This window comes from Saccharopolyspora sp. NPDC000995, assembly GCF_053599315.1.
This window is the reverse complement of record NZ_JBSFLZ010000057.1, coordinates 1-21351: the sequence shown is the minus strand read 5'-3', so window position 1 is coordinate 21351 and position 21351 is coordinate 1. Positions and strand designations below refer to the sequence as shown.

Annotated in this window: 22 protein-coding genes and 2 pseudogenes; 15 read left to right on the top strand and 9 right to left on the bottom strand. The window is 68.8% G+C overall.

All coding sequences use genetic code 11. The annotated features are described in order from the left end of the window. Positions 1-53 precede the first annotated feature (53 nt). Complete coding sequence (glgP, locus tag ACWDKQ_RS19505) at positions 54-2606, bottom strand: alpha-glucan family phosphorylase (RefSeq protein WP_450140152.1); 2553 nt, start codon at positions 2604-2606, stop codon at positions 54-56. Positions 2607-2775: 169 nt separating this feature from the next. Here glgP and ACWDKQ_RS19500 point away from each other — a divergent pair, with 169 nt between their 5' ends. Beyond that, positions 2776-3945: a peptidase gene (locus ACWDKQ_RS19500; protein WP_450140151.1), complete on the top strand. Its 1170-nt coding sequence runs from the start codon at positions 2776-2778 to the stop codon at positions 3943-3945. Here ACWDKQ_RS19500 and ACWDKQ_RS19495 read toward each other — a convergent pair. Then, a pseudogene (locus ACWDKQ_RS19495) lies at positions 3946-4177 on the bottom strand (winged helix-turn-helix transcriptional regulator); the annotation flags it as partial. It lies immediately after the preceding gene. A gap of 1342 nt (positions 4178-5519) precedes the next feature. Here ACWDKQ_RS19495 and ACWDKQ_RS19490 point away from each other — a divergent pair. Continuing rightward, positions 5520-6899 (top strand): neutral zinc metallopeptidase, encoded by a 1380-nt coding sequence (locus ACWDKQ_RS19490; protein ID WP_450140150.1) that lies wholly within the window; start codon positions 5520-5522, stop codon positions 6897-6899. Positions 6900-7283: 384 nt separating this feature from the next. Next, a complete protein-coding gene (locus ACWDKQ_RS19485) occupies positions 7284-7769 on the top strand; it encodes a tyrosine-protein phosphatase (RefSeq protein ID WP_450140149.1) in 486 nt (161 codons plus the stop codon). A 47-nt stretch (positions 7770-7816) separates the two neighbouring features. Here ACWDKQ_RS19485 and ACWDKQ_RS19480 read toward each other — a convergent pair whose 3' ends face one another. Beyond that, positions 7817-8737, bottom strand: a complete 921-nt coding sequence (locus ACWDKQ_RS19480; protein ID WP_450140167.1) for a tetratricopeptide repeat protein — start codon at positions 8735-8737, stop codon at positions 7817-7819. 341 nt (positions 8738-9078) lie between these two features. On the opposite strand from ACWDKQ_RS19480, the gene ACWDKQ_RS19475 reads away from it, so the two are divergent. Continuing rightward, the gene (locus tag ACWDKQ_RS19475; RefSeq protein ID WP_450140148.1) at positions 9079-9339 is read left to right on the top strand and encodes a hypothetical protein; all 261 of its coding nucleotides are present in this window, start codon (positions 9079-9081) and stop codon (positions 9337-9339) included. Positions 9340-9396: 57 nt separating this feature from the next. On the opposite strand, the gene ACWDKQ_RS19470 is transcribed toward ACWDKQ_RS19475, so the two are convergent. After that, complete coding sequence (locus tag ACWDKQ_RS19470) at positions 9397-9699, bottom strand: MTH1187 family thiamine-binding protein (RefSeq protein WP_450140147.1); 303 nt, start codon at positions 9697-9699, stop codon at positions 9397-9399. A 139-nt stretch (positions 9700-9838) separates the two neighbouring features. On the opposite strand from ACWDKQ_RS19470, the gene ACWDKQ_RS19465 reads away from it, so the two are divergent. Further along, a complete protein-coding gene (locus tag ACWDKQ_RS19465; protein WP_450140146.1) occupies positions 9839-10339 on the top strand; it encodes a MarR family winged helix-turn-helix transcriptional regulator in 501 nt (166 codons plus the stop codon). A gap of 1 nt (position 10340) precedes the next feature. On the opposite strand, the gene ACWDKQ_RS19460 is transcribed toward ACWDKQ_RS19465, so the two are convergent. Continuing rightward, on the bottom strand, positions 10341-10700 hold the full coding sequence (locus ACWDKQ_RS19460; protein ID WP_450140145.1) for a DUF3817 domain-containing protein: 360 nt from the start codon (positions 10698-10700) through the stop codon (positions 10341-10343). 79 nt (positions 10701-10779) lie between these two features. Beyond that, on the bottom strand, positions 10780-11097 hold the full coding sequence (gene cutA / locus ACWDKQ_RS19455) for a divalent-cation tolerance protein CutA (protein ID WP_450140144.1): 318 nt from the start codon (positions 11095-11097) through the stop codon (positions 10780-10782). 289 nt (positions 11098-11386) lie between these two features. On the opposite strand from cutA, the gene ACWDKQ_RS19450 reads away from it, so the two are divergent. Continuing rightward, positions 11387-11524: a hypothetical protein gene (locus ACWDKQ_RS19450; RefSeq protein ID WP_450140143.1), complete on the top strand. Its 138-nt coding sequence runs from the start codon at positions 11387-11389 to the stop codon at positions 11522-11524. Between the two features lie 137 nt (positions 11525-11661). On the opposite strand, the pseudogene ACWDKQ_RS19445 reads toward ACWDKQ_RS19450, so the two are convergent. Beyond that, a pseudogene (locus tag ACWDKQ_RS19445) lies at positions 11662-12472 on the bottom strand (glycoside hydrolase family 47 protein). A gap of 544 nt (positions 12473-13016) precedes the next feature. Between ACWDKQ_RS19445 and ACWDKQ_RS19440 the strand changes: the two are divergent. The 7 genes from ACWDKQ_RS19440 (at position 13017) to ACWDKQ_RS19410 (ending at position 18391) form a co-directional block, all read left to right on the top strand. Further along, a complete protein-coding gene (locus ACWDKQ_RS19440) occupies positions 13017-13991 on the top strand; it encodes a LacI family DNA-binding transcriptional regulator (protein ID WP_450140142.1) in 975 nt (324 codons plus the stop codon). Further along, positions 13988-15034, top strand: coding sequence for a class I mannose-6-phosphate isomerase (locus ACWDKQ_RS19435; RefSeq protein ID WP_450140141.1), 1047 nt, complete (start codon positions 13988-13990; stop codon positions 15032-15034). The genes ACWDKQ_RS19440 and ACWDKQ_RS19435 overlap by 4 nt, the downstream gene beginning before the upstream one ends. After that, positions 15031-15795 (top strand): ATP-binding cassette domain-containing protein, encoded by a 765-nt coding sequence (locus ACWDKQ_RS19430; RefSeq protein ID WP_450140140.1) that lies wholly within the window; start codon positions 15031-15033, stop codon positions 15793-15795. Before ACWDKQ_RS19435 ends, ACWDKQ_RS19430 begins: the two co-directional genes overlap by 4 nt. Continuing rightward, positions 15795-16844 (top strand): ABC transporter permease, encoded by a 1050-nt coding sequence (locus ACWDKQ_RS19425; RefSeq protein WP_450140139.1) that lies wholly within the window; start codon positions 15795-15797, stop codon positions 16842-16844. Before ACWDKQ_RS19430 ends, ACWDKQ_RS19425 begins: the two co-directional genes overlap by 1 nt. Positions 16845-16887: 43 nt before the next feature. Further along, positions 16888-17862 (top strand): ABC transporter substrate-binding protein, encoded by a 975-nt coding sequence (locus ACWDKQ_RS19420; RefSeq protein WP_450140138.1) that lies wholly within the window; start codon positions 16888-16890, stop codon positions 17860-17862. 72 nt (positions 17863-17934) lie between these two features. Next, on the top strand, positions 17935-18120 hold the full coding sequence (locus ACWDKQ_RS19415; protein ID WP_450140137.1) for a hypothetical protein: 186 nt from the start codon (positions 17935-17937) through the stop codon (positions 18118-18120). A 115-nt stretch (positions 18121-18235) separates the two neighbouring features. Then, the gene (locus tag ACWDKQ_RS19410) at positions 18236-18391 is read left to right on the top strand and encodes a hypothetical protein (protein ID WP_450140136.1); all 156 of its coding nucleotides are present in this window, start codon (positions 18236-18238) and stop codon (positions 18389-18391) included. 96 nt (positions 18392-18487) lie between these two features. Here the strand turns inward: ACWDKQ_RS19410 and ACWDKQ_RS19405 are convergent, their stop codons facing one another. Next, positions 18488-18895: a hypothetical protein gene (locus tag ACWDKQ_RS19405; RefSeq protein WP_450140135.1), complete on the bottom strand. Its 408-nt coding sequence runs from the start codon at positions 18893-18895 to the stop codon at positions 18488-18490. Between ACWDKQ_RS19405 and ACWDKQ_RS19400 the strand changes: the two genes are divergently transcribed. Both ACWDKQ_RS19400 and ACWDKQ_RS19395 read left to right on the top strand, forming a co-directional pair. Then, the gene (locus ACWDKQ_RS19400; RefSeq protein ID WP_450140134.1) at positions 18885-19016 is read left to right on the top strand and encodes a hypothetical protein; all 132 of its coding nucleotides are present in this window, start codon (positions 18885-18887) and stop codon (positions 19014-19016) included. The genes ACWDKQ_RS19405 and ACWDKQ_RS19400 overlap by 11 nt on opposite strands. Positions 19017-19095: 79 nt before the next feature. Next, the gene (locus ACWDKQ_RS19395; RefSeq protein ID WP_450140133.1) at positions 19096-20415 is read left to right on the top strand and encodes a DNA polymerase IV; all 1320 of its coding nucleotides are present in this window, start codon (positions 19096-19098) and stop codon (positions 20413-20415) included. A 6-nt stretch (positions 20416-20421) separates the two neighbouring features. Here the strand turns inward: ACWDKQ_RS19395 and ACWDKQ_RS19390 are convergent, their stop codons facing one another. Beyond that, positions 20422-21189 carry a hypothetical protein gene (locus ACWDKQ_RS19390; RefSeq protein ID WP_450140132.1) on the bottom strand — a complete coding sequence of 256 codons (768 nt, stop codon included), beginning with the start codon at positions 21187-21189 and terminating at the stop codon, positions 20422-20424. Positions 21190-21351: the final 162 nt, after the last annotated feature.

The window sequence follows — 21351 nt, the reverse complement described above, 5'->3', positions numbered from 1 at the left end:
CGGTGCACTGCTGGCCGTGCTGCCGACCGCGGTGGTAGCGCGGCAGTGACAGGTCAGCTCGCGAGGACGACCTTGCCCAGTTCGGCGGGCCCGGACAGCAGCGGATGCCGGGGCAGGACCCGGACGGTGTAGCCCGCAGGTCCCGCGTGCGGCAGCGTCACCGACGCTTCATATTGGCCGCCTTCCGCCGGGTGCATCGACTCGGTGACGAAGTCGTGCAGGACGTCGGAGTCGTCCACGCGCCCCACCACAACCTCGACGTCCACATCGGACGGATCGAGCCCGGCCAGGTCGACCCGCGCCCGCACCGTGACCTGCCCGCCGAGCAGCGGAGTACCGCCGTCGTCGACGGACATCTCGGCGTCGCTGATCCGCACCCATGTCCAGGCCGCCTGCAACCGAGCCCGGTAGTCGGCGATCTCCCGCGCCCCGCGGTAGTCATCCGCCGTGACGGCCCGCGCCGACCGCGCGGCCGGCGTGTAGTGGTTGTCGACGTACTCGCGGATCATCCGGGCCGCCTGCACGCGCGGCCCCAGCGTCGCCAGGGTGTGCCGCACCATCGACATCCACTTGCCCGGCACCCCGTCGGTGTTGCGTTCGTAGAACATCGGGGCCACGTGGTCGCAGATCAACTCGTACAGGGCCGCGGATTCCAGGTCGTCACGCCGGTTCGGGTCACTGACCCCGTCGGCGTTAGGGATCGCCCAGCCGTTGTGGCTGTCGAACATCTCGTCCCACCAGCCGTCCCGCACCGACAGGTTCAGGGCGCCGTTGAGGGCCGCCTTCATCCCCGAGGTGCCGCACGCCTCCAGCGGGCGCACGGGATTGTTCAGCCACACGTCGCAACCGGATACCAGGTACTTGGCCAGCGACATGTCGTAGTCCGGCAGGAACGCGATGCGGTGCCGCACGTCGGGCTGGTCGGCGAAACGCACGATCTGCTGGATCATCGCCTTGCCACCCTCGTCGGCGGGGTGCGACTTGCCGGCGACCACGATCTGCACCGGGCGGTCGGCGTCGAGCAACAGCTCCCGCAGCCGCTCGGTGTCGCGCAGCATCAGCGTGGCCCGTTTGTAGGTCGGCACCCGGCGGGCGAAGCCGATGGTCAGCACGTCCGGGTCGAAAACCGTGTCGCACCAACCGAGTTCCAGATCCGAGGCGCCACGCCGCAGCCACGCGGTGCGCAGCCTGCGGCGCACCTCGTCCACCAGGCGTTGGCGCAGCGAGCAGCGCAGTTCCCACAGCAGCGAATCGCTGACCGGCTCGATGCCGCGCAGCCCAGCCCCGCTGTCCATTTCGGACTCGCCGAGCAGTTTGCCCAGTTCGCGCGCCGACCATGTGGGCCCGTGCACCCCGTTGGTGACCGAGCGGATCGGGATCTCCTCGGTACCGAAGCCCGGCCACAAGTTGCGGAACATCTTGCGGATGACCTTGCCGTGCAGCTCGGAAACGCCGTTGGCGCGCTGCGCGAGCCGCAGCCCCATGTGGGCCATGTTGAACATGCCCGGGTTGTCCTCGGCGCCCAGCGCCAGCACCCGGTCCGTGGTCACGCCGGGCAGCAGGGCCTGCGCGGAGCCGTCGGCGAAGTAGTGCCGCACCAAATCGACCGGGAAGCGGTCGATCCCGGCCGGGACCGGGGTGTGCGTGGTGAACACCGTTCCCGCCCGCACTGCGGCCACCGCCTGGTCGAACTGCAGGCCCGGCGATTCCAGCAGTTCGCGGGTCCGCTCCAGGCCCAGAAACCCGGCGTGGCCCTCGTTGGTGTGGAACACCTCGGGCTGCGGGTGACCGGTCAGCTCGCAATACGCGCGGACCGCGCGCATGCCGCCGATCCCGGCGAGGATCTCCTGGCGGATCCGGTGCTCGGCGTCGCCGCCGTAGAGCCGATCGGTGGTGCCGCGCAGGTCGTCGTCGTTCTCCGGCAGGTCGCTATCCAGCAGCAGCAGCGGAACCCGGCCCACCTGCGCCTTCCAGATCCGGGCGTGCAGGGTGCGACCGGCAGGCATAGCGACCCGCACCTGGAGGGGCCGCCCGGACGGCTCGGTCAGCATCTCCAGCGGCAGGCCGCGCGGATCCAGCACCGGGTAGTGCTCGACCTGCCAGCCCTCCGCCGACAGCGACTGCCGGAAGTACCCGGACCGGTACAGCAGCCCGACCCCGATCATCGGCACGCCAAGGTCGGAGGCCGACTTCAGGTGGTCACCGGCCAGCACCCCGAGCCCACCGGAGTAGTTCGGCAGGGCCTCGGTGAGCCCGAACTCCATCGAGAAGTAGGCGATCGAGGCGGGCAACCCGGCGTCCTCGTCCTGCCGCTGCTGGTACCAGCGTGGCACCGTCAGGTACCGGCGCAGGTCGTCGTCGACGGCCCGGGTTCGCGCCAGGAAGTCCTGGTCGCCGGCCAGCTGCCGCAGCCGCTCGGCGGGCACCTCGGCGAGCAGCCGCAGCGGGTCCGTACCCACCGACGACCACACCTGCGGATCGACCGCCGCGAACAGGTCCTGGGTCGGCGGATGCCAGGCCCAGCGGAGGTTGGTCGCCAGCGTGCCGAGCGCGCTCAACGGCTCCGGCAGGTGGGCACGCACGGTGAAGCGGTGGACTGCTCTCACAGCAGCGGACCATATCTTGGAACGCGGCGGCCCGTTCGCGGACATGCCACCCCCGTCGCCGCTCGTGACCGATGGGAAGCTTGGCTGCGTGCGCGCGATTGGACTGGTGGCCTTGGCGATCTTGCTGATGGCCGGCGCTTGCACGGGGGCACCACCGCAACCATCCCCTGTGGCCGATCACACGGTCGACCCGTCGTTCGTGCACGCCACCGACCGGGGCGACGCCGACCGGCTCGCGGCCACGGTCGTCACCGACGTCCAGCGGTACTGGGCCGCGCAGTACCCGGCGGTGTTCGACAAGCCCTGGAGGGACCTCGACGGCGGCTTCTTCTCGGTCGACACCAATGGCGCCGGCGCCCCGCCGCCCTGCGCGGCCGATGTGAAGGACATCGAAGGCAACGCGTACTACTGCGCCACGGTCGACGCCATTGCCTGGGACCGCGCAGCCCTGGTCCCGGTCCTGCGAGAGCACTACGGCGACGCATCGGTTGCTGTGGTGCTCGCGCACGAGATCGGCCACGCGGTCCAGCGACGCGCCGGGCTGGATGCCGGTGGCGCTCCGATGCGTCTCGAAGCGATGGCGGACTGCTACTCGGGTTCGTTCATCCGCTGGGTCGTGGACGGCCACGCCGAGCACCTGCACATCAACTCCGAGCAACTGGACCGCGCAATGCGCGCGCTCATCGGATTCCGCGATCCGGTGAGCACGAACAGCACCGCCACCCACGGCACCGCCTTCGCCCGCATTTCGGCCTTCCAAAGCGGATTTCTCGACGGCCCGCGACACTGCACCGACGTGACCGAAACCTCGCTGGCGGAACCGACGCCGGACGATCCGAACGAACCGCTGGACGACGTCCTGCGGGCCGATCGCATCTCCGGCTACTTCGGCGATCTCGTCGCGCAGCACGGCGGGCGGTGGACCGCGCCTGCCGTCCGATCCGCGCCCGGATGTCCCGAAACGACTGGCGCTGCACAGTTCTGCGCAAAACCTCCGACCATCGTCCTCAACCGAGCAGCGCTGGCCGAGCCGCATCGCAGCGTCGGCGACCAGGCCGTCACCACGCTGCTCGCCTCCCGATTCGCGGTGGCAGCCCTCACCGAACTCGGCCGCCCCACCACCGGAGCTGCGGCGGGCAAGCAGATCGCCTGCCTCACCGGCGCATACACGGCTGCGCAACCCGCGCTGTCGGCAGGCGACGTCGACGAGGCCGTCACGATCACGCTCGACTCCGATGACGTCTCCCGCGACGCGCACGGCACCAACTCCCTGACGGGATTCGACCGGATCGCGGCCTTCCGCACCGGAGCGCTCGACGGCGCGGCGGCCTGTGGCTGATCAGGACTCCGCATCGTAAGCGGCGCGCGCCCGGACGATCCCGGGCCGGTGGCGCTCCGCCCGGCCCAACCAGCCCGGCCAGCGTCCCATGCAGCTCGCGCGCCATCGGCGTGAGCTCGTACTCCGCCTTCGGCGGAACGGTCGGGTGGCCGGTGCGGACGAGCAGCCCGCCGCGCTCCAACTTCCGCGGGTTCAGCGTGAGCATCCGCCGGATGATGCCCTGGATGTTGCGATGCTCCACTTCCCCGCGACTTGACTGTTCCCGTCGCCAGGCTCGAGGGATTCTTCGTCCCGCCGCTGTCGGCATAATGGGATTTCCTGGCTCAAGGTGCTCGATCGTCCAGCGAACGATTGGGTCTTCTGCTCTCGACACCAGCCGGGTACAGCCCAGCCCGGACGAGCATCACACGCGCAGAGTTCTTGTCCCCGCGGGCAGACGTGTCCACACGCGGTGCAGGTGCAGGTGCGTTCTGACAGCGGTAGCGCGTGCCTGGCTCTCGCGTCGCGCTGACGCTGTCCTGTGTCGTGTGTTTGGAGTCCACGGGCACGACCAAGCGGTTGTGCTTGCGCCCCACCTCGATCAGGGCCGTCTCCGTCGTGACAATCGCCGGGCCAGCGGCTTTGCGGGCCATCTTGGTCTTGGGCAGGAACTTGGGCGCGGAAGTCTTCTAGTGCGATCGCATCGTGGCCGGTCACCACCCGCTTAGCCAATTTACGGGCGGCGTGCTGGCGCTGACGGGCGAGCTTCTGGTGCAGCTTTGAGACTCCAGCACGCAGCCACTCGTGCTCTGCGCCACGAGGTCAGCAGCTTGTCCAAGTGCGCGGGACCGCACTTCTCGCCATTGCGGTTCGCTTCGCGAGAGACAGCGACGCAGTAGTTCCACACCCACCGGCAACTGTCCCACTCAACGAATAGGCCGCGTCGGCCAGTTCGGGAGACACGCAAGCGATAGACGTTACCGGGAATTTCCCGATAGCTACCGTCTGCACGTACGAACTAATGAAGATCACTGTACGTGGCGGTTTACGGAGATCAATTCCGGGTGCGGTACAGGCAGCACGCGGTTTTCTTCGCGCACGTCAAATCGTTTTCGGCACCAAATGCCGGCATCTCGCAAGTCAAATTCGTGTGGCCTGCTGGTTCATCGCTACGAATCCTGTCGGTGCTCTCATTCAACCGCAAGCACGCCACTTACAACCTGCCGCCTGCATCAAGAACCCGAGCTCCGCCGGGAAACTCCCCGGTCCCGACCACGGCCCGACGGCCACGACCCGACGTGAGCAAGGGAACCTTCCTGTCATCCCGTCCACGGCCCGACGTGAGCAAGGGAACCTTCCTGTCACCCGGCGCCCCGGGATCCGGCGAGATCGCACGTGGGGTCGATCTCGTAACCGATAGGCTGCTTCGGGCATCGGGCGGCGCAGGGGCCGGGCCGGTGGCAGAAGGACTTCGGTCAGCAGGATGGGGCGCGGCAGTGGTACCGGTATCGACAAGAAGCCGACGACAGAAACAGATCCTCGGCACCGCGGTCTCGGTGCTCGCATGCATCGCCCTCGTCGGCGGGTGTTCGCAGATGGTCAGCGGCACCCCCACGACGCTCGGCGGCTATTCGACCACCGAAGTCGCCGGCTTGCCCGCAAGCAACGGTCCCAGCGGCCCCAAGAACGGCGCTCCGGAGTCGTCGTTACCAGTGGAGGGCACCGACAACGGCGCGATGGACAAGCTCGCGCGCAACGCGGTCGCCGACATCGACACCTACTGGACCGAGACCTTCCCAAAGGCATTCCCCGGCAAGCGCTTCCAGCCGGTCAAGCGGCTGGTGTCCTACGACCCGGGCGGCCCCGGCATCCAACTGTGCGGGGAGAACACCGCCGGCGTGGTCAACGCGTTCTACTGCCCGCCGGAGGACTTCATCGCGTGGGACCGCAGCACCCTTCTACCGGAGCTCAACAACAGCTTCGGGCCGATGGCCGTGGTGACGGTGCTCGCGCACGAGATGGGGCACGCCGTGCAGCACCGCGCGGGCACGGCCACCTCGAACGACCAGGTGATCGTGCTGGAGCAGCAGGCGGACTGCTTCACCGGCGCGTACTTCCGGCACGTCGCCGAGGGATCTTCTGCGTATTTTCAGGTTTCCACCGGCAAAGGCCTCAACCAGGTCATGGGCGTGCTGAACTTCATCCGGGACTCCCCGGGTGATTCCGACTTCCGGGACGGAAGCGCGCACGGATCCGCATTCGACCGGGTCACGGCGTTCCAGTTCGGATTCAGCGAGGGCCCGCAGCGCTGCGCCAAGATGGACTTCAGCGACGTCCAGAAGCGCACCACGCTCTTCCAGGCGTGGAAGCCGATCCAGAAGCAGGACACCGATCTCCCGGTGGACCGGAAGAGCCTCAACGAGGTGGAGCAGAGCCTGCGCACCGTGTTCCGCGACACCGGCGCCGAGCCACCCAAGATCGTCACGGAGCTGAAGCCGTGCGGTCGCGAGCAGGCCACCTCACCTGCGTCCTACTGCCCGAGCACGAACACGATCTCGTTGGACATTCCCGCCCTGCAGAAGATCGCTCAACCGCCGAGCAACAGCGGGGACACCAGCGGCTACGGCGATTTCGCCGCCTACGCCCAGGTGGCGTCCAGGTATGCGCTGTCGGTGCAGAAGGCCGCGGGCCTGCCGCTGGACGATGAGGCCGCCGGCCTGCGCACCGCCTGCATGGTCGGTTCGTGGAGCGGGCTGCTGGTCGAGGACCCGATTGGGCAGCGCAACCCCGTCGGCAACCTGCGGATCGTGCCGGACGACATTGACGAGGGGGTGTCCGCGCTGCTTGGCGAGGACAGTCTGATCGCGGCGAACGTTCACGGCGACCAGGTGCCCGTCGGGTTCGCGCGGGTGGAGGCGTTCCGAGTTGGCGTCCAGGAGGGATTCGCCCCGTGCAGCACCAAGTACGGCGGCTGAGCTGACGGAACCTGCGGTGTCGTCCCGGATTATCGGGACGACACCGCTCTTCTTTTCGTCGGAACAACCCGAACCGGTCACGGGCGTCCCACGGACATGCCACTCGATCGGAGTCGTGACTGCGGCCTCCTCAACGCACGGGACCTCGGGCGGTCTCAGCGTGGGCGCGGGGCGGAAAACCCGTTGGGGTGCGGTGGCTCGCTAGTAAGTACCAGCCGCGGTTCACAGATGCAGGCTGGTCGGCGCTCCAGCGGCACGGCATCCGCACGATCATCGACCTCACGGGGAAGACGAACGCGAGCCGGACGCGGCCCTGCGGCCGCCAGAGCTGACGACGGTGCGCCTGCTGCTCGACGACTACTCGGACACCGAGTTCTGGGAGCAATGGGCGGCGCGATTTCCTGCACCCCGCTTTACTACCAGCCGTTCCTGGACCGGTTCCCGCAGCGGATCGCGGAAGTGTGCGGCGCGATCACGCGGGCCGAGCCGGGCGGTGTGGCGGTGCACTGCGGCGGTGGCCGGGACCGCACCGGCCTGATCGTTGTCGTGCTGCTGGCCCTGGTCGGCGCTGAACCGGCGGACATCGCCTCGGGCTACGCGCTCAGCCAAGTTCGCCGCGCCGAATTGTGCGCCCGGGTGGGGCTGGGCGACGACACCTCGAAGATCAAGCAGCTCATCGCCCAGCACGGCACCAGCGAGGACGAACTGATCCGCGAGGCCGCGACCTCGCGCGACATGGCGGCACCTGCGCTCCGGCGGGATCTCCGCGGCGGAGCTGACTGCATTGCGCGACAGGCTGATCGCCTAACCGATTGCCGGCGTACCCCGAGCCGGCTGGGCGCGGAGGCGGCCCATCTCCAGGAAAAGTAAAAAGCGGCGATTTCGAGCGAAATCGCCGCTCCCCATGTGTCCTGGGTTCAGAACAGGGCGCTGGCGAGCGCCCTGCGGGCTGCCGCGACCCGGTCGTCGCTTTCCGGGAAGACCTCGAACATCTCGATCAGGTGCCGACGGATCCGGTCCCGGTCGTCGCCGGAGGTGCGCTTGATCGCGCGGATCAGCCGGTCGAAGCCCTCCGGAACCCGGCCCACGGCGACCTCCGCGTCGGCGGCGGCAAGCTGGGTGTCGATGTCCTCCGGGGCCGCGTCGGCGCGCTCGATCGCGGCCGGGTCAGCCTGTTCGGCGCGCGCCGTGAAGCGGACCTGCGACAGCGCCGCCTTGGCCTGCTCGTTGTTCGGCTCGGAGGCGAGGATCTTCTGGTAGGCCGCCTCGGCGGCGGCGTAGTCGCCGCGCTCCAGCGCGTCCTCGGCGGCGGTGAACCGCGGGTCCTCGGGCTCCTCCTCGGCGGCCGGTTCGACGCCCTCTTCGGCGGCGCGGATGCCGGGCATCTGGTCGCGTAGGGCGTTCAGCAACGAGTCGATCCACTGGCGAATCTGCGCTTCCGGGAGGGCACCGGCGAAGGCGTCCACCGGCTGCCCACCGGCGATGGCGATCACCATGGGCACCGACTGCACCTGGAACAACTGCGCGATGCGCGGGTTCGCGTCGACGTCGATCTTGGCCAGCACCCAGGCGCCGTTGGCCTCCCGGGCGAGTCGTTCGAGCAGCGGGGAGAGCTGCTTGCACGGACCGCACCAAGTCGCCCAGAGGTCGACGACCACGGGCACCTGCATGGACTTCTCGACGACCTCGGCCTGGAAGGTGGCCTCGGTCACATCACTCACCGCAGCGGTCGCCGACCCCACACCGCTTCCGCCGTTGGCTGCGGGCGCCTGACTGGCGGCCCTAGCGGTTGCTTCGGCCCGATTCTTCAGGGCCGACAGGTCGACTGCACCCGCCATCGCGGCGGATATAGCTGCTGCGTTCTGGCGTGGATCCGGCCTCGTCACATCTCCATCCTGACACGTCCCACTGACCGCTGTGACGGCTGGGCGGTGAATGTTCCGCGGCCCACGACACCGAGCAACCAAAATCGACACGCCAACGAAGTCCCTAGATCAAACCGAAGCATTGAACGAATGTCGCTCGAACAGGTGGCGAAGCCGGTTCAGCCCTAAGGTTCGGCAAACCCGATCACCGAAGGGGAAGGCGGAGCCCGCGAGGGACGGTTGTTTACTCGCGGGTCTGCGGGGCCTCCAAATGGGGGACCTTCAGCCAGTTGTTCAACGAGAGGTACGAAACAGTGCGTATTGCTACCCGTGTTGCGGGTGTCGCCGGTGCCGCCGCCCTCGGCGTCCTGACCCTCGGCAGCGCCGCGTTCGCGGACAGCGCCGACAACGACGGCATCAACGCGGTCGACGACAACAACATCAGCGCCGCCCCGGCGCAGTTGTGCGGCAACAACGTCGGCGCCCTGATCGGCATCGTCGTACCGGTCCTGTCACCGCAGGTCAACAACTGCGTCAACGCGCCGATGGTCGATCACGCGAAGGCCGGGCTCTGACCACAGCAACACCGGACCGGGGGCGCCTACGAAGCCGCCCCCGGTCTTGCGCTGCGCCTACTCCCCGCGCAGGTACTCTTCGATCCGGCGCACCTTCGCATGCAGCTGGTCGGTGTGCCCGGGACGGATGTCGGCCTTCAGCACGAGGCTGGTGCGCGGCGCGTTGGCCGACGCGGCCTCGGTAGCGCGCTTCACCACGTCCATCACCTCGTCCCACTCTCCCTCGATCGTGGTAAACATCGAGGTTGTCTCGTGCGGCAGCCCGGACTCCCGCACCACCTTGACCGCGGCCGCGACCGCTTCGCTGACACTGTCGCTGTCCCCGACCCCGCTCGGGGCCACGCTGAACGCAACCAGCACGTCTACTCCTCCATTCCGCCCGCACCGCCGTCCGACGGTCGACACGATCATGCCCATCACTGCGGCGGTTCCGCTGATTTCGGCCGCCTCAGCACCACAGCGGTGAACTCGCCGGTAACCGCTGCTAGCGTCGAACACCATGAGCACCCGTAGCCCACTGCCCTTCGACCCCATCGCTCGCGCGGCCGAGACCTGGGCCGACCGGGTAGGCCCGTCGACGACGATGGCCGCAGTGACGAGCGTGATGCGGGTCCAGCAGATCCTGCAATCGGCGGTCGACAGCGCGTTGCGACCGCACAACCTGACGTTCGCCCGCTACGAGGCGCTGGTCCTGCTTACCTTCTCGCGGCGCGGCAGCCTCCCGATGCGCGTCATGGGCGACCGGCTCCAGCTGCACCCGACCAGCGTCACCAACATCGTCGACCGGCTGGAGCAGGACAGCCTGGTCCGGCGGGTGCCGCACCCCACGGACCGGCGCACCACCCTGGTGGAGATCACCGAGGACGGCCGGGACCTGATGAAGAAGGCGACCCAGTCAGTCACCGAGATCGACTTCGGGTTGCGCGGGATCACCGACCGGCAGACCCAGCAGCTCACCGAACTGCTCGGCAAAGTGCGGCACGCGGCCGGGGACTTCTGAGTTAGTTCAACTCACGCAGCGCGTACCGGACCCGGCCCCAGAACGTCGGCTCGTCCGAATCCGATTCGGCCAGCAACCCGCGACGGTTCGCCCAGCGCTCGAACCACACCGACGCGAGCGGCGGGATCGACGCCACCAGCGCCAGGACGAGCACCCCGAACCGCCAGCGCAGCGAGCTGAACACGACGAGGCAGGTCACCACGTAGGCGGTGAACACCAGCCCGTGGATCCAGCCCATGATCGTCACGCCGAGCGGCTGCTGCAGGCCGTACTTGAACGCCATCGCCACCAGCAGACCGACCCACGAGAACGCCTCGGCGATCGCCACCGCCCGGAACCATCCGGCATACGTACGCGGCACGTCAAACCCACTTCCGTTCCAACGGCACTCCCCTGCGAGTGTGCCGGGTGTCGCCGATCACACCGACCCCGGTCTGTTGTTATGCGCGGGTCTGGTCGTCGACCCAGGCCAGGTAGTCGGGGTTGCCGCCGACGATCGGCGTGGCGATGATCTCCGGCACGTCGTAGCTGTGACTGGTCCGGAGTTGCTCGACCAGCGCGGCGAGCCGCCCGGCGGAGGTCTTGATCTGCAGCTGCCATTCGGCGTCGTCCCGCGCCGCGCCCTCCCACACGTAGAAGCTGCGTATGGGCACCACCTGCACGCACGCCCCCAGCCGCGCCTCGACGACGCCGCGAGCCAGCTCGGCGGCCGCCTGCTCCGAGTCGGTTGTGGTCACGACCTGCACATGATCAGCCATGAGCCCAGATTAGCCAGCAATCCGCCGCGGAACCGCTGACAGGAAGGTTCCCATGCTCCACTCCGCAGTGGGGGTGGGCTGGCAGGAAGGTCCCCTTGCTGCGCTTCTCACCCAGCGCCGTGGCAGGAAGGTTCCCTTACTTGCACGCACCCGCTTGCTGGCAGAAGGCTTTCTCGCTGCGCTGCGGGTTGGGTGACAGGAACGTTCCCATGCTTGCGTCCGCGGGCCGCCGGTGATCGACCGGTGCCAGGATGTGGTCGGTTCTGCGGGAGGAATTGGAAGGGACGGCATGCTGCACCTGCTTTTGCTGCGGCACACGACTTCCGAGCGGGAGACCGCACCGTTCGTCTCGACGCACCTCGATTTCGTGGAGCGGCACCACGCCGACGGCACCTTCGTGCTCTCGGGCCAGAACGCATCGTGGTAGGCGCGGCCCTCCGCGACCCGGCCGGACTCACCGAGCAGGCCTGTAGGACGAGGCGAGCACGCTCTACTCGCGGCTGAGGATTTCCCCGGTGAATGCGTCGACCTGCGGGAATCACAGCAGGTTCTGGCGGCGTTCGCCTAATGTGCCAGGATCGCGTCGGTGAGCGTGTCGCCCCACTGCCGCAGTTCCTCGTCGCCGAACCGCGCATACCCGTCCCAAAGGTACTCGTAGTAGGAATCCCCCGGCGGGCCGATAGTGGCCTGGCGGTTGCGCCACTCGCCGGTCTCGGCGTGGATGTCATGCGGCAGCAACCCGAGTTCGGTGCGCTCGTCTTAGACGACTCGCATGGCCTGCTTGGCGAGGTCGAAGTAGCACCGGTCGCCGGTCCACTCCAAGAGGACGCCGAACTCCGCGATGTAGGTGCCGACCTCGACAATGTTGGTCTCCGGGCGGCTGACCGCGCCGGTCGCCAGGTTCACGTAGCGGTAGGGCAGGCCGGTCGGGGAATCGGTGAAGGCGGGCAGCAGCCGGTCGGCCATGTCTACGGCCAGTCCAGCAACAGTTGTTCGCCAGTGTAGTGGTAAGCGGCGGCGAGCCCTCCGAACATCCGGATGTTGGTCTCGAACACTTGGAATGGCGCATCGCCGTCGAAACTCCCTTGATCCACTGCACAGCCTGCTGGACTTCCGCGTCAGCGCCCATCAGCCACAGCGCGTCGACCGCCTCGACGAGGCTCAGCCCGATGGAGTGGCCTTGGACGAAGAAGTCTTCGCGGCTGCCGGAGATCGGCTTGATGTGGTCGGCGCCCAGGGCCCGCTCGCCGTAGTGCTGCCATGCCCACAGGTATTCGCGGCGGACCGCTTCGGCGACCGGTTCCCAGTTCCGCTGTGCCGATGCCACCGTCGGTGAGGCGGTCAGCAGTCCGCCTGCGACAGCCGTGCCGCCCATCAAACGCAGTATGGACATCCTGGGCACGCCTCAGGGCATTGCCGCCTCCTCCTTAGCACTAGACAACCTTGTCAAGCCGTGCCGGTTCACCGTCGTCCCAGACACCACCGAGGTCAATGCGGATCGCCGTTCTTGTCCGGTTTTCGACACCCCGTCGCGGCGTTCGGCCGCGCCGAATGCCGCCGTCCGCCGACTTGACCGGCCTGTGGGTTCGGCGACCTTCCCTTCGAGCCCCGCCCGGGGGCGAGCAAGGGAACCTTCCTGTCACCGCGGATCGGGAAAACCGCAGCGTTGGGAACCTTCCTGTCATCCTCCGGCCGGGTGGGCGCGGTGCTGGACGGGGTTCGGCGGGAGTGCGGATGGGAACCTTCCTGTTATCTCCTGCCTCGGATCGCGGTGGTGAGTGCTAGTTCGATCGGCGGATTTTCCGGGGCCAGGTGAACCCAGAATCTGCCGGTGCCATTGACAGGCGTCGGCGGGTCGCGATCCAATACCGCTCGTCATGACAACGTTGTCTGAATCCGGGAACGTCCGACGCGCCACGATGAACGATGTGGCGCGGTTGGCGGGCGTGAGCATCAAGACCGTTTCCCGGGTCGTCAACGCCGAGAACGGCGTGCATCCGGCGACCGCGGAGCGGGTGTTGGCCGCCATCGACCAGCTTGGGTTCCGCCGCAACCTCAGCGCCCGCAACCTCCGCCGGGGCACCGGGACCGGCACGCTGGGCCTGGTGCTGGAAGACCTGGCAAACCCGTTCTACTCGGTGCTGACCCGCGCGGTCGAGGAAGTCGCGCGGGTGCAGGGCAAGCAGGTGCTGACCGGTTCGTCCGATGAGGACCCGGCTCGGGAACGGGAGCTGGTGCTGGAGTTTTGCGCTCGCCGGGTCGACGGTCTGCTCGTGGTTCCCGCCGGCCACCAGCACGGGTACATCGCGCACGAGATCAACGCCGGGACACCGGTGGTGTTCGTGGACCGGCCGCCGGGCAACCTCGGCGCCGACACCGTCCTGATCGACAACGCTGGCGGCACCGCGCTCGCCGCGCGCCACCTGGCCGAGCACGGCCACCGGGAGATCGCGTTCCTGGGCGATGCCCCAGAAATCCACACGGCCGCCGAGCGGTTGCGCGGTTTCCGGGAAGGTTGCGCGCAGGCCGGGGTGCCGTTCTCCCCCGACCTGGTCCTGATGGGCCCGCACACCGACGAGTCGGTGGCGCAGGCATTGCGTTCCGCGTTGCGGCGCGCGACAGCACTGGTGACCGGCAACAACCGGATCACCATCCACGCCCTGCGAGCGCTGGTCGGTCAGCCGTCGCGCCCGGCGCTCGTCGGCTTCGACGACTTCGAGCTCGCCGACCTCCTCGATCCGCCGATCAGCGTGGTCACCCACGACACGTGGGCGCTGGGGCGGTCGGCGGCGGAGTTGCTGTTCGCGCGGTTGGACGGCGACCGCACCCCACCACGTCGCACGGTCGTTCCCACTCGGCTGCTGGCAAGAGGTTCCGGAGAGGTAACACGTTGAGTTCTGTCCACAATGATCAGACCGGCCCGGCGTCCGCGATCGCCCTGCCGTCCAACCAGCCCCGCCAGTTCTACCGGGGCGGTGCGTCGATCGCCGCGCTGCGCGGCGGAGGCGACGACCAGGAGTTCGGCCCGGAGGACTGGGTCGCATCCACCACGACGCGCTTCGGCCAGGCCGAGTCGGGTCTGTCGCGTCTGCCGGACGGGCGTTGGCTGCGCGACGCGGTGACCGCCGACCCCGAGTGGTGGTTGGGCGCCGAGCACGTGGCTGCCTTCGGCGACAGCACCGCGCTGCTGGTCAAGCTGTTGGACGCGGGGCAGCGGCTGCCGGTGCACTGCCATCCTTCGGACGCCTTCGCCCGGCAGCACCTGGGTTCTCGGTTCGGCAAGACCGAGGCGTGGATCGTGGTCGGCACGTCCGGCGCGAACCCGGTGGTGTACTTGGGTTTCCGCGAGGACGTCGCGCCGGAGGTGGTCGCCGAGTGGGTGGCCACCCAGGATTCCTCGGCGATGCTCGGTTCGCTCAACGAGATCCCCGTTCGGCCAGGCGACACCGTGCACGTTCCCGCCGGGACGCCGCACGCCATCGGTGAGGGCGTGTTCATCGTCGAGTTGCAGCAGCCGACGGACTTCTCGATAACGCTGGAGTGGCAGGGGTTCCTGGCCGATGCCGAGGGCGCGTTCCTCGGCCTGGACCGGCGGACCGCACTCGAAACGCTCAACCGATCAGGTTTCGCCGATTCGGTGCTGAACTCGCTGATCAAGCGCACCGCGGACGAGGTCGCCCCGCGGGTTCCACTGCTGGCCGCGGACGCCGCCCCGTTCTTCCGCGCCGACCGGGTACACGGCAACGTCGAGCTCGAACCGTCCTTCGGCGTGCTCGTCGTGCTGGACGGCAGCGGGAAGTTGCGCTCCGGCGGCGTCGACTTGCCGCTGCACCGCGGCAGTACCGCCGTGGTCCCGCATTCCGCCGGGGCCGCCCAGCTCGACGGAGACCTCACGGTGGTGCACTGCCGCCCGCCGTCCGCCGGGAGCCCGAGATGACCGAAGCGCTGTTGGAGGCTCGCGACCTGGTCAAGCGCTACGGGAGCGTGGAGGCTCTGCGCGGCGCGTCGTTCACGGTCCATCCGGGCGAGGTCGTTGCCCTCGTCGGGGACAACGGCGCGGGCAAGTCGACGCTGGTGAAATGCCTTTCCGGGGTCGAGCAGCCGGATTCGGGGCAGATCCTGGTCTCCGGCAAGCCGGTGACGCTCGACTCCCCCGGCGCCGCCCGGGCGCACGGCATCGAGACCGCCTACCAGGATCTCGCGGTGGCGCCGGACCTCGACCCGGCCGCGAACCTGTTCCTGGGCCGCGAGATCCGGCGGCCCGGACTGCTCGGTCGGCTGGGCATGCTGGACAAGACAAAGATGCGCACGCAGGCCGCCGAGCAGTTCGCCAAGTTCGGCGTTTCGCTGCAAGACCTTTCGGTGCCGATCGGCTCGCTGTCCGGTGGGCAGCGGCAGAGCGTCGCCGTGGCGCGCTCGGTCGCATGGGCGGACAAGCTCGTGTTCATGGACGAGCCCACCGCCGCACTTGGTGTGGTGCAGCGCGAACGCGTGCTGGACGTGATCCGCCGGGTCCGCGATACTGGCATCTCTGTGGTGCTGATCAGTCACAACATGCCAGAGGTCCTGTCGGTCTCGGATCGCGTCGAGGTGTTGCGCCTCGGCAGTCGGGTGGCGCGGTTGAGCGCCGCGGAGGCGACCTTGGAAGACCTGGTCGGCGCCATGACCGGTGCGCTGTCGCAGGAGGACGGGAGCTGATGCCCACCGAGCAGAGAACCCAGAAATCCACTGTGGATGAGGAGGCGGCCGCGCCAGCCAAGAGCCTCGGTGCACGGCTGACCGCCTCGAACACGCTGTGGACGGGCATGGTGCTCGTCGCGCTGTGCGTGCTGTTCAGCGCGATCCGCCCGGACGCCTTCCCCACCCTGTTCAACGTGCAGAACCTGCTGGTGCAGGCGGCGCCGCTGCTGATGCTCGCCGTCGGCATGACCTTCGTGATCATCACTTCCGGCATCGACCTGTCGGTGGGTTCGGTACTGGTGTTCGCCGGCGTCGTGTCCGCGATGACCATGGAATGGCTCAGCGGCGGCGACGCCACGAACGCCGGTTGGGGCGTGATTCTGATCGGCCTGCTGGTCGCGCTGGTCGGTGGCGCGCTGTGGGGCCTGCTCAACGGCCTACTCGTGGCCGTCGCCCGGGTCCCGGCGCTGATCGTCACGCTCGGCTCGTTCGGCGCGGCACTCGGTGCCGCCCAGCTGCTCACCAACGGCATCGACGTGCGCACCGTGCCCAGCGCGCTGCGGAAGACCCTCGGCACCGGCACATCGTTCGTCGTGGTTCCGAACCTCGTGATCCTCGCCGCGGTGATCACACTGCTGGCGCTCTGGCTGCTGCACACCACGGCCTTCGGCCGCTACACCTACGCGATCGGCTCGAACGCCGAGGCCGCCCGTCGCAGCGGCATCAAGGTCACCCGCCACCTCGTCGCCATCTACACCTTGACCGGAGTGCTGGCCGGGCTGGCCGGGTTCATGTCGCTGGCCTACTTCGGCACCACCACGATCAGCGGCCACAGCAACGACAACCTGAACGCGATCGCGGCCGTCGTGCTGGGCGGGACCAGCCTGTTCGGCGGCATCGGCACCGTCGTTGGCAGCGTCATCGGCGTGTTCATCCCGGCGGTGCTCGACGCCGGGTTCGTGATGGCCGGGGTGCGGCCGTTCTGGCAACCGATCGCGGTCGGCGCGGTCCTGGTCGCCGCGGTATGGCTGGACCAGCGCAGACGGCGGGCACGAAACAACCGCTGACCGATCGATCATCGGCACAACGGCGTGTGGAGGTAGACCCCTGATGAGAACGCACAAGACCGCGCTGGCATTGGGAGCGGTGCTGCTGGCCGGCTGCGGATCCGGCCAGATCGGCGACACCGGCAGCGGGCAGACCGACCCCAACAACAACAACCTCGCCCTGATCACCGGGATGCGCGGCGAGCCGTTCTACATATCCATCGAATGCGCGGCGCAGCAGGAGGCCGCCACGCAGGGCTACCGGCTGAACACGCAGGCCCCGGAGAAGTTCGAGCAGGCCGAGCAGTCGCAGATCCTGGGCGGCATCGTCAGCACCAGGCCCGGCGCGGTGATCATCGCGCCCACCGACGACAAGGCGCTGGCCGCGCCGCTGCAACAGGCCAAGAGCAACGGCATCCAGGTCGTCGAGGTCGACACCGCACTGGAGGACCGCTCCATCGCGGTCACCTCGCTTTCCTCCGACAACTACGCGGGCGGCCAACTGGCCGCGCAGACCCTTGCGAAGCTGGTCGGCGGCAAGCCGGGATCGGTGCTGGCGCTGAACACGAAGGCGGGCACCTCCACCACCGACGAGCGGGCCAAAGGCTTCGAGGAGGAGATCGCCAAGCACCCGAACCTGAAGCTGCTGCCCACCCAGTACACCGAGAACGAACCGGCCACGGCCGCGCAGATCGTGTCGTCGACGCTGGCCGCGACGCCGGACCTGGTCGGCGTGTTCGGCACAAACCTCAACACCGGTGAGGGCGCCGCCACCGCGCTTTCCAACGCGGGCAAGTCGGGGCAGGTGCAGCTGGTCGGCTTCGACGCCAGCCCCAAGCAGGTGGACGACCTGCGCAACGGCCGGGTCCAGGCGCTGATCGCCCAGAACCCCGGCAAGATCGGCCAGGAAGGCGTCCAGCGCGCGATCGCGGCGGTCAAGGGCCAACCGGTCGAGCGGGAGACCCGGACCGAGATGATCGCCATCACCCGCGACAACATGGACCAGCAGGCGCAGTACTTCTACAAGTCCCGCTGCTGATCCCCCGGGGGTCGGTGCCGGGGCCGGCTCCGACCCCCGGGTGAGCACCGGTTCGCGGACTACCTTGGACGCATGGGCAAATACGGCGAACTCTTCCCCGGCCGGAAGCTGCAGCACGAGGGCGATCAGACCGGCATCTCGCGCGATCACGAGCCCCGCGGACCGCTGGACCTGGAAAGCGGTGTGGTTGTCCTCGCGCCGCGCGAGCGGCTGGCGGCCGACGAGCAGGACGAGACGGCTGGTCCGGCAGACGACTGAGCCCAGACCGCGCAACACCAGGGCATCACAGGCTCGTAGCAGGTCGTCTCAATTACACGCAGCGTCCCCCTTGCTCCATTTAACGAGCTGGCGGGCGGGGATAACATCGCCGCCGATGTTGTCTTCGGTTTCGCACCCGGTGTCGCACCCGGAGGTGTACGCGGTGGGCGACGTGGCCGCGATCCGCCAGGGCTACGGCGTCATGCACGGCACCTGCCAGGCGGCATGCCGACCGGTGTGCACGCCGCGTTGTTGGTCGTCCGGGCGCTGAAGGGCAAGCAGCCCAAGGCCTTTCGCTTCGGCTACTACCACACGCCGGTGAGCTTGGGACGGCACGACGCGGTGGTGCAGTTCATGCGCCCCGATGTCAGCCCGCGCCGGATTTGTCTGACCGGCCGCGCGTTCCGAAGCCGCAGTGCGCCAGGCCGCGCACCGCGCCCGCGAGCATGTGAAGGCCCGGCGACCGCGCTTCACCGCCGACCGGGCGCAGCAGCAGGAGATCACCGAGCGGTTCTCCGCCGCCACAACGGGTGGCGACATCAACACGCTCATGGAGCTGCTGTCCCCAGACGTCACGCTGTGGACCGACGGCGGCGGAAAGGTCCGCGAGGCCCTGCCTCCGGTCGTGGGCGCGGGCACGGTAGCCGGCTGGTTCGCCACCATCAGCACCGTCATTTACCAGGGGCGTCGAGCCCGCCGACAACAACGCCGAACTCGTCGAGATCAACGGCGGGCCGGGCATCGTGTTCAGCGGATCGGGCCGCGTGGTCGCCACTGTCACCTTCGGCTTCGACCCCGACGGCCGCATCACCACCATCCACAACGTGGCCAACCTGGACAACTCCGAGCCATCGCCGATGGCACCGCTCACGACGTCGGGCCGCATTGAGCGCTGAAGGGGACCTGCCGCCCGCAGGCCAGACCGGGGAGGCACCGCGACGGCAGATGTCAGACGCATCCCGTTGAATTACGTGCATGCCGAGGTGGGTGCTGCACATGGACATGGACGCGTTCTTCGCGTCCGTGGAGCAGCTGACCCGCCCCACCGTCCGGGGACGCCCGGTGCTCGTCGGCGGGCTCAGCCCTCGCGGCACCGTCGCCGGCGCCAGCTACGAAGCTCGGGAGTTCGGCGCGCGTTCCGCGATGTCGATGGCCGAGGCCCGTCGTCGCTGCCCGGTCGCGGTGGTGCTCCCGCCCCGGTTCCGCGTCTACCAGGCCGTCAGCAAGCGGGTGTTGGGCATCGTCCGGGAAGTTTCGGACGTCGTCGAGCAGGTTTCGGTCGACGAGGCGTTCCTGGAACCGACCGAACTCACGGGAGTTGCCACGCCGCGGGTGGAGGACTTCGCCAAGGGGCTGCGCGCGCGGGTGCACCGCGAGGTCGGAGTGACCGCATCGATCGGCGCGGGTTCCGGCAAGCAGCTCGCCAAGATCGCCTCGGGCCTGGCCAAACCGGACGGGATGCTCGTGGTGCCGCCGGAGCAGCAGCTCGAACTGCTGTCGGGGCTGCCGGTACGCAAGATGTGGGGCATCGGGCCGGTGACGGAGTCGAAGCTGCACCGCATCGGCGTCCAGACGATCGGCGAGCTCGCCGCACTGCGGCTGGGCGACGTGACGTCGCTGCTCGGGCAGGCGCACGGCACCGAACTGCACCGGCTCGCGCACGGCATCGACGAGCATCCGGTGGCCGAGCGCGCCGAAACGAAGCAGGTCAGCGCCGAGACGACGTTCGACATCGACATCTCCGACCAGGTGAGGCTGCAGGCCGAGGTCGCCGGGATGGCCGAGTCCGCGCACCGCCGGTTGGTTTCGTCGGGGCGCGCCGCCCGCACCGTGACGATCAAGATCCGGGATTGCGACTTCACCACGATCAGCCGCGCGGAAACGTTCGCGTCGGCGACCAGCGATCTCGGCGCGCTCTCCGCCGCGGCGCGGCGGCTGCTGCCCGTCGCCGTTGCGCCGGGCACCCCGGTCCGGCTGGTCGGCGTCTCCTACTCCGGGTTGGCGACCTCCGAGCAGGAGCCGCTGTTCGACAACCCCGCCGACCGGCAGGAAGCCCCGGTTCCCATCGCGCAGCCGGTCGCCGAGCCGCACATGAAGCCGTCGAGCCGGCACTGGCGGGCGGGCGACGACGTGCGGCACGACGAGTTCGGGCACGGCTGGGTGCAGGGCGCCGGGCACGGCCGGGTCACCATCCGGTTCGAAACCGCCGTCAGCGGGCGCGGGGTGGCCCGCACCTTCGCCACCGACGACCCGGCACTGACCTCAGCGGATCCGATGGACAGCCTCGGCTGGTAGCCGCGCTCAGGACTGCGGTGGCGGGAGCTGCCGTTTGTACTGGCCGACCCACTTCTGCGGGGCGATCGCCTGCACCGCCCCTTCCAGTTCCTTCGGCAGTCGGCTGAACGACGGCAGGTGGAACCGGTAGCGCTCGCCGGGCAGCCCCGGCAGCGACGGGGCCTCCTCCACCCGCCAACGTTCGAGCTCCGGGTGCCGCGTCGCGAACCCCGGATCCGCTGGGTAGAGCTCCAGCGCCCGGCGCCGCTCCGGTGCGACCGGGCGCCGGTGCTGCACCCAGGGCAGCGTGCCGATCCCGACGGCCTTGATCTCGTCCCACGCGATGCCGAACACCTCGCCGCGGGTGCGGGCGTAGAAACCGCTGCGGTCGAACAGGAAGCCTCGGCTGTTGAGCATGCCGCGGGAGGCGGTGATGAACCACAGGAAGATCACGCCGAAGACGAGCTGCCAGATCCACATGCCGACGCTGTTGCCGTTGTTGACCAGCACTGCCGCGATAAGCACGGTGAGCAGCCCGCTGATGCCGCCGCCGATGAGCAGCGCCTTGAAGCTGCTGGCGCTGACGTCGACGTCGTGCGCGTCGGCGCCCAGCAGCGTCGGCCGGTGCCCGCCGCCGGGCTGCACCCGGGTCGCGGGCTCCGGCGGACCGGCGCGCTCCGAGGTGTAGCGGGCGGTGCCACGGGGGTGTGCCGGGACAGTCGCCCGCTCATGCTCGACCCGGTCGGCTCGTTGCCATCCCCCTGGAAGCCACTTCATGCCGTCAAGGGTAGCCACGCCGCAGCTAGTTGATCACGATCGGTGCGGGATCTCCGGGTCGATCTCAGGGTCGGTCCGGGTCGGATCAGGCCTTGGGGACGTGCAGGATCAGGGCATCGCCCTGGCCTCCGCCGCCACACAGCGCCGCCGCACCGGTGCCACCACCACGACGCTTGAGCT

What these genes read in the sequence shown, in the direction of transcription:
- ACWDKQ_RS19450 (WP_450140143.1), top strand. Translation starts at nt 11,387, where the DNA reads ATGCTGCACCTGCTTTTGCTGCGGCACACGACTTCCGAGCGGGAGACC.
- ACWDKQ_RS19485 (WP_450140149.1), top strand. Translation starts at nt 7,284, where the DNA reads ATGGGCGGCGCGATTTCCTGCACCCCGCTTTACTACCAGCCGTTCCTG.
- ACWDKQ_RS19420 (WP_450140138.1), top strand. Translation starts at nt 16,888, where the DNA reads ATGAGAACGCACAAGACCGCGCTGGCATTGGGAGCGGTGCTGCTGGCC.
- ACWDKQ_RS19410 (WP_450140136.1), top strand. Translation starts at nt 18,236, where the DNA reads ATGTTGTCTTCGGTTTCGCACCCGGTGTCGCACCCGGAGGTGTACGCG.
- ACWDKQ_RS19425 (WP_450140139.1), top strand. Translation starts at nt 15,795, where the DNA reads ATGCCCACCGAGCAGAGAACCCAGAAATCCACTGTGGATGAGGAGGCG.
- ACWDKQ_RS19440 (WP_450140142.1), top strand. Translation starts at nt 13,017, where the DNA reads ATGAACGATGTGGCGCGGTTGGCGGGCGTGAGCATCAAGACCGTTTCC.
- ACWDKQ_RS19430 (WP_450140140.1), top strand. Translation starts at nt 15,031, where the DNA reads ATGACCGAAGCGCTGTTGGAGGCTCGCGACCTGGTCAAGCGCTACGGG.
- ACWDKQ_RS19490 (WP_450140150.1), top strand. Translation starts at nt 5,520, where the DNA reads ATGGTCAGCGGCACCCCCACGACGCTCGGCGGCTATTCGACCACCGAA.
- ACWDKQ_RS19395 (WP_450140133.1), top strand. Translation starts at nt 19,096, where the DNA reads ATGCCGAGGTGGGTGCTGCACATGGACATGGACGCGTTCTTCGCGTCC.
- ACWDKQ_RS19480 (WP_450140167.1), bottom strand. Translation starts at nt 8,737, where the DNA reads ATGGCGGGTGCAGTCGACCTGTCGGCCCTGAAGAATCGGGCCGAAGCA.
- ACWDKQ_RS19465 (WP_450140146.1), top strand. Translation starts at nt 9,839, where the DNA reads ATGAGCACCCGTAGCCCACTGCCCTTCGACCCCATCGCTCGCGCGGCC.
- cutA (WP_450140144.1), bottom strand. Translation starts at nt 11,097, where the DNA reads ATGGCTGATCATGTGCAGGTCGTGACCACAACCGACTCGGAGCAGGCG.
- ACWDKQ_RS19415 (WP_450140137.1), top strand. Translation starts at nt 17,935, where the DNA reads ATGGGCAAATACGGCGAACTCTTCCCCGGCCGGAAGCTGCAGCACGAG.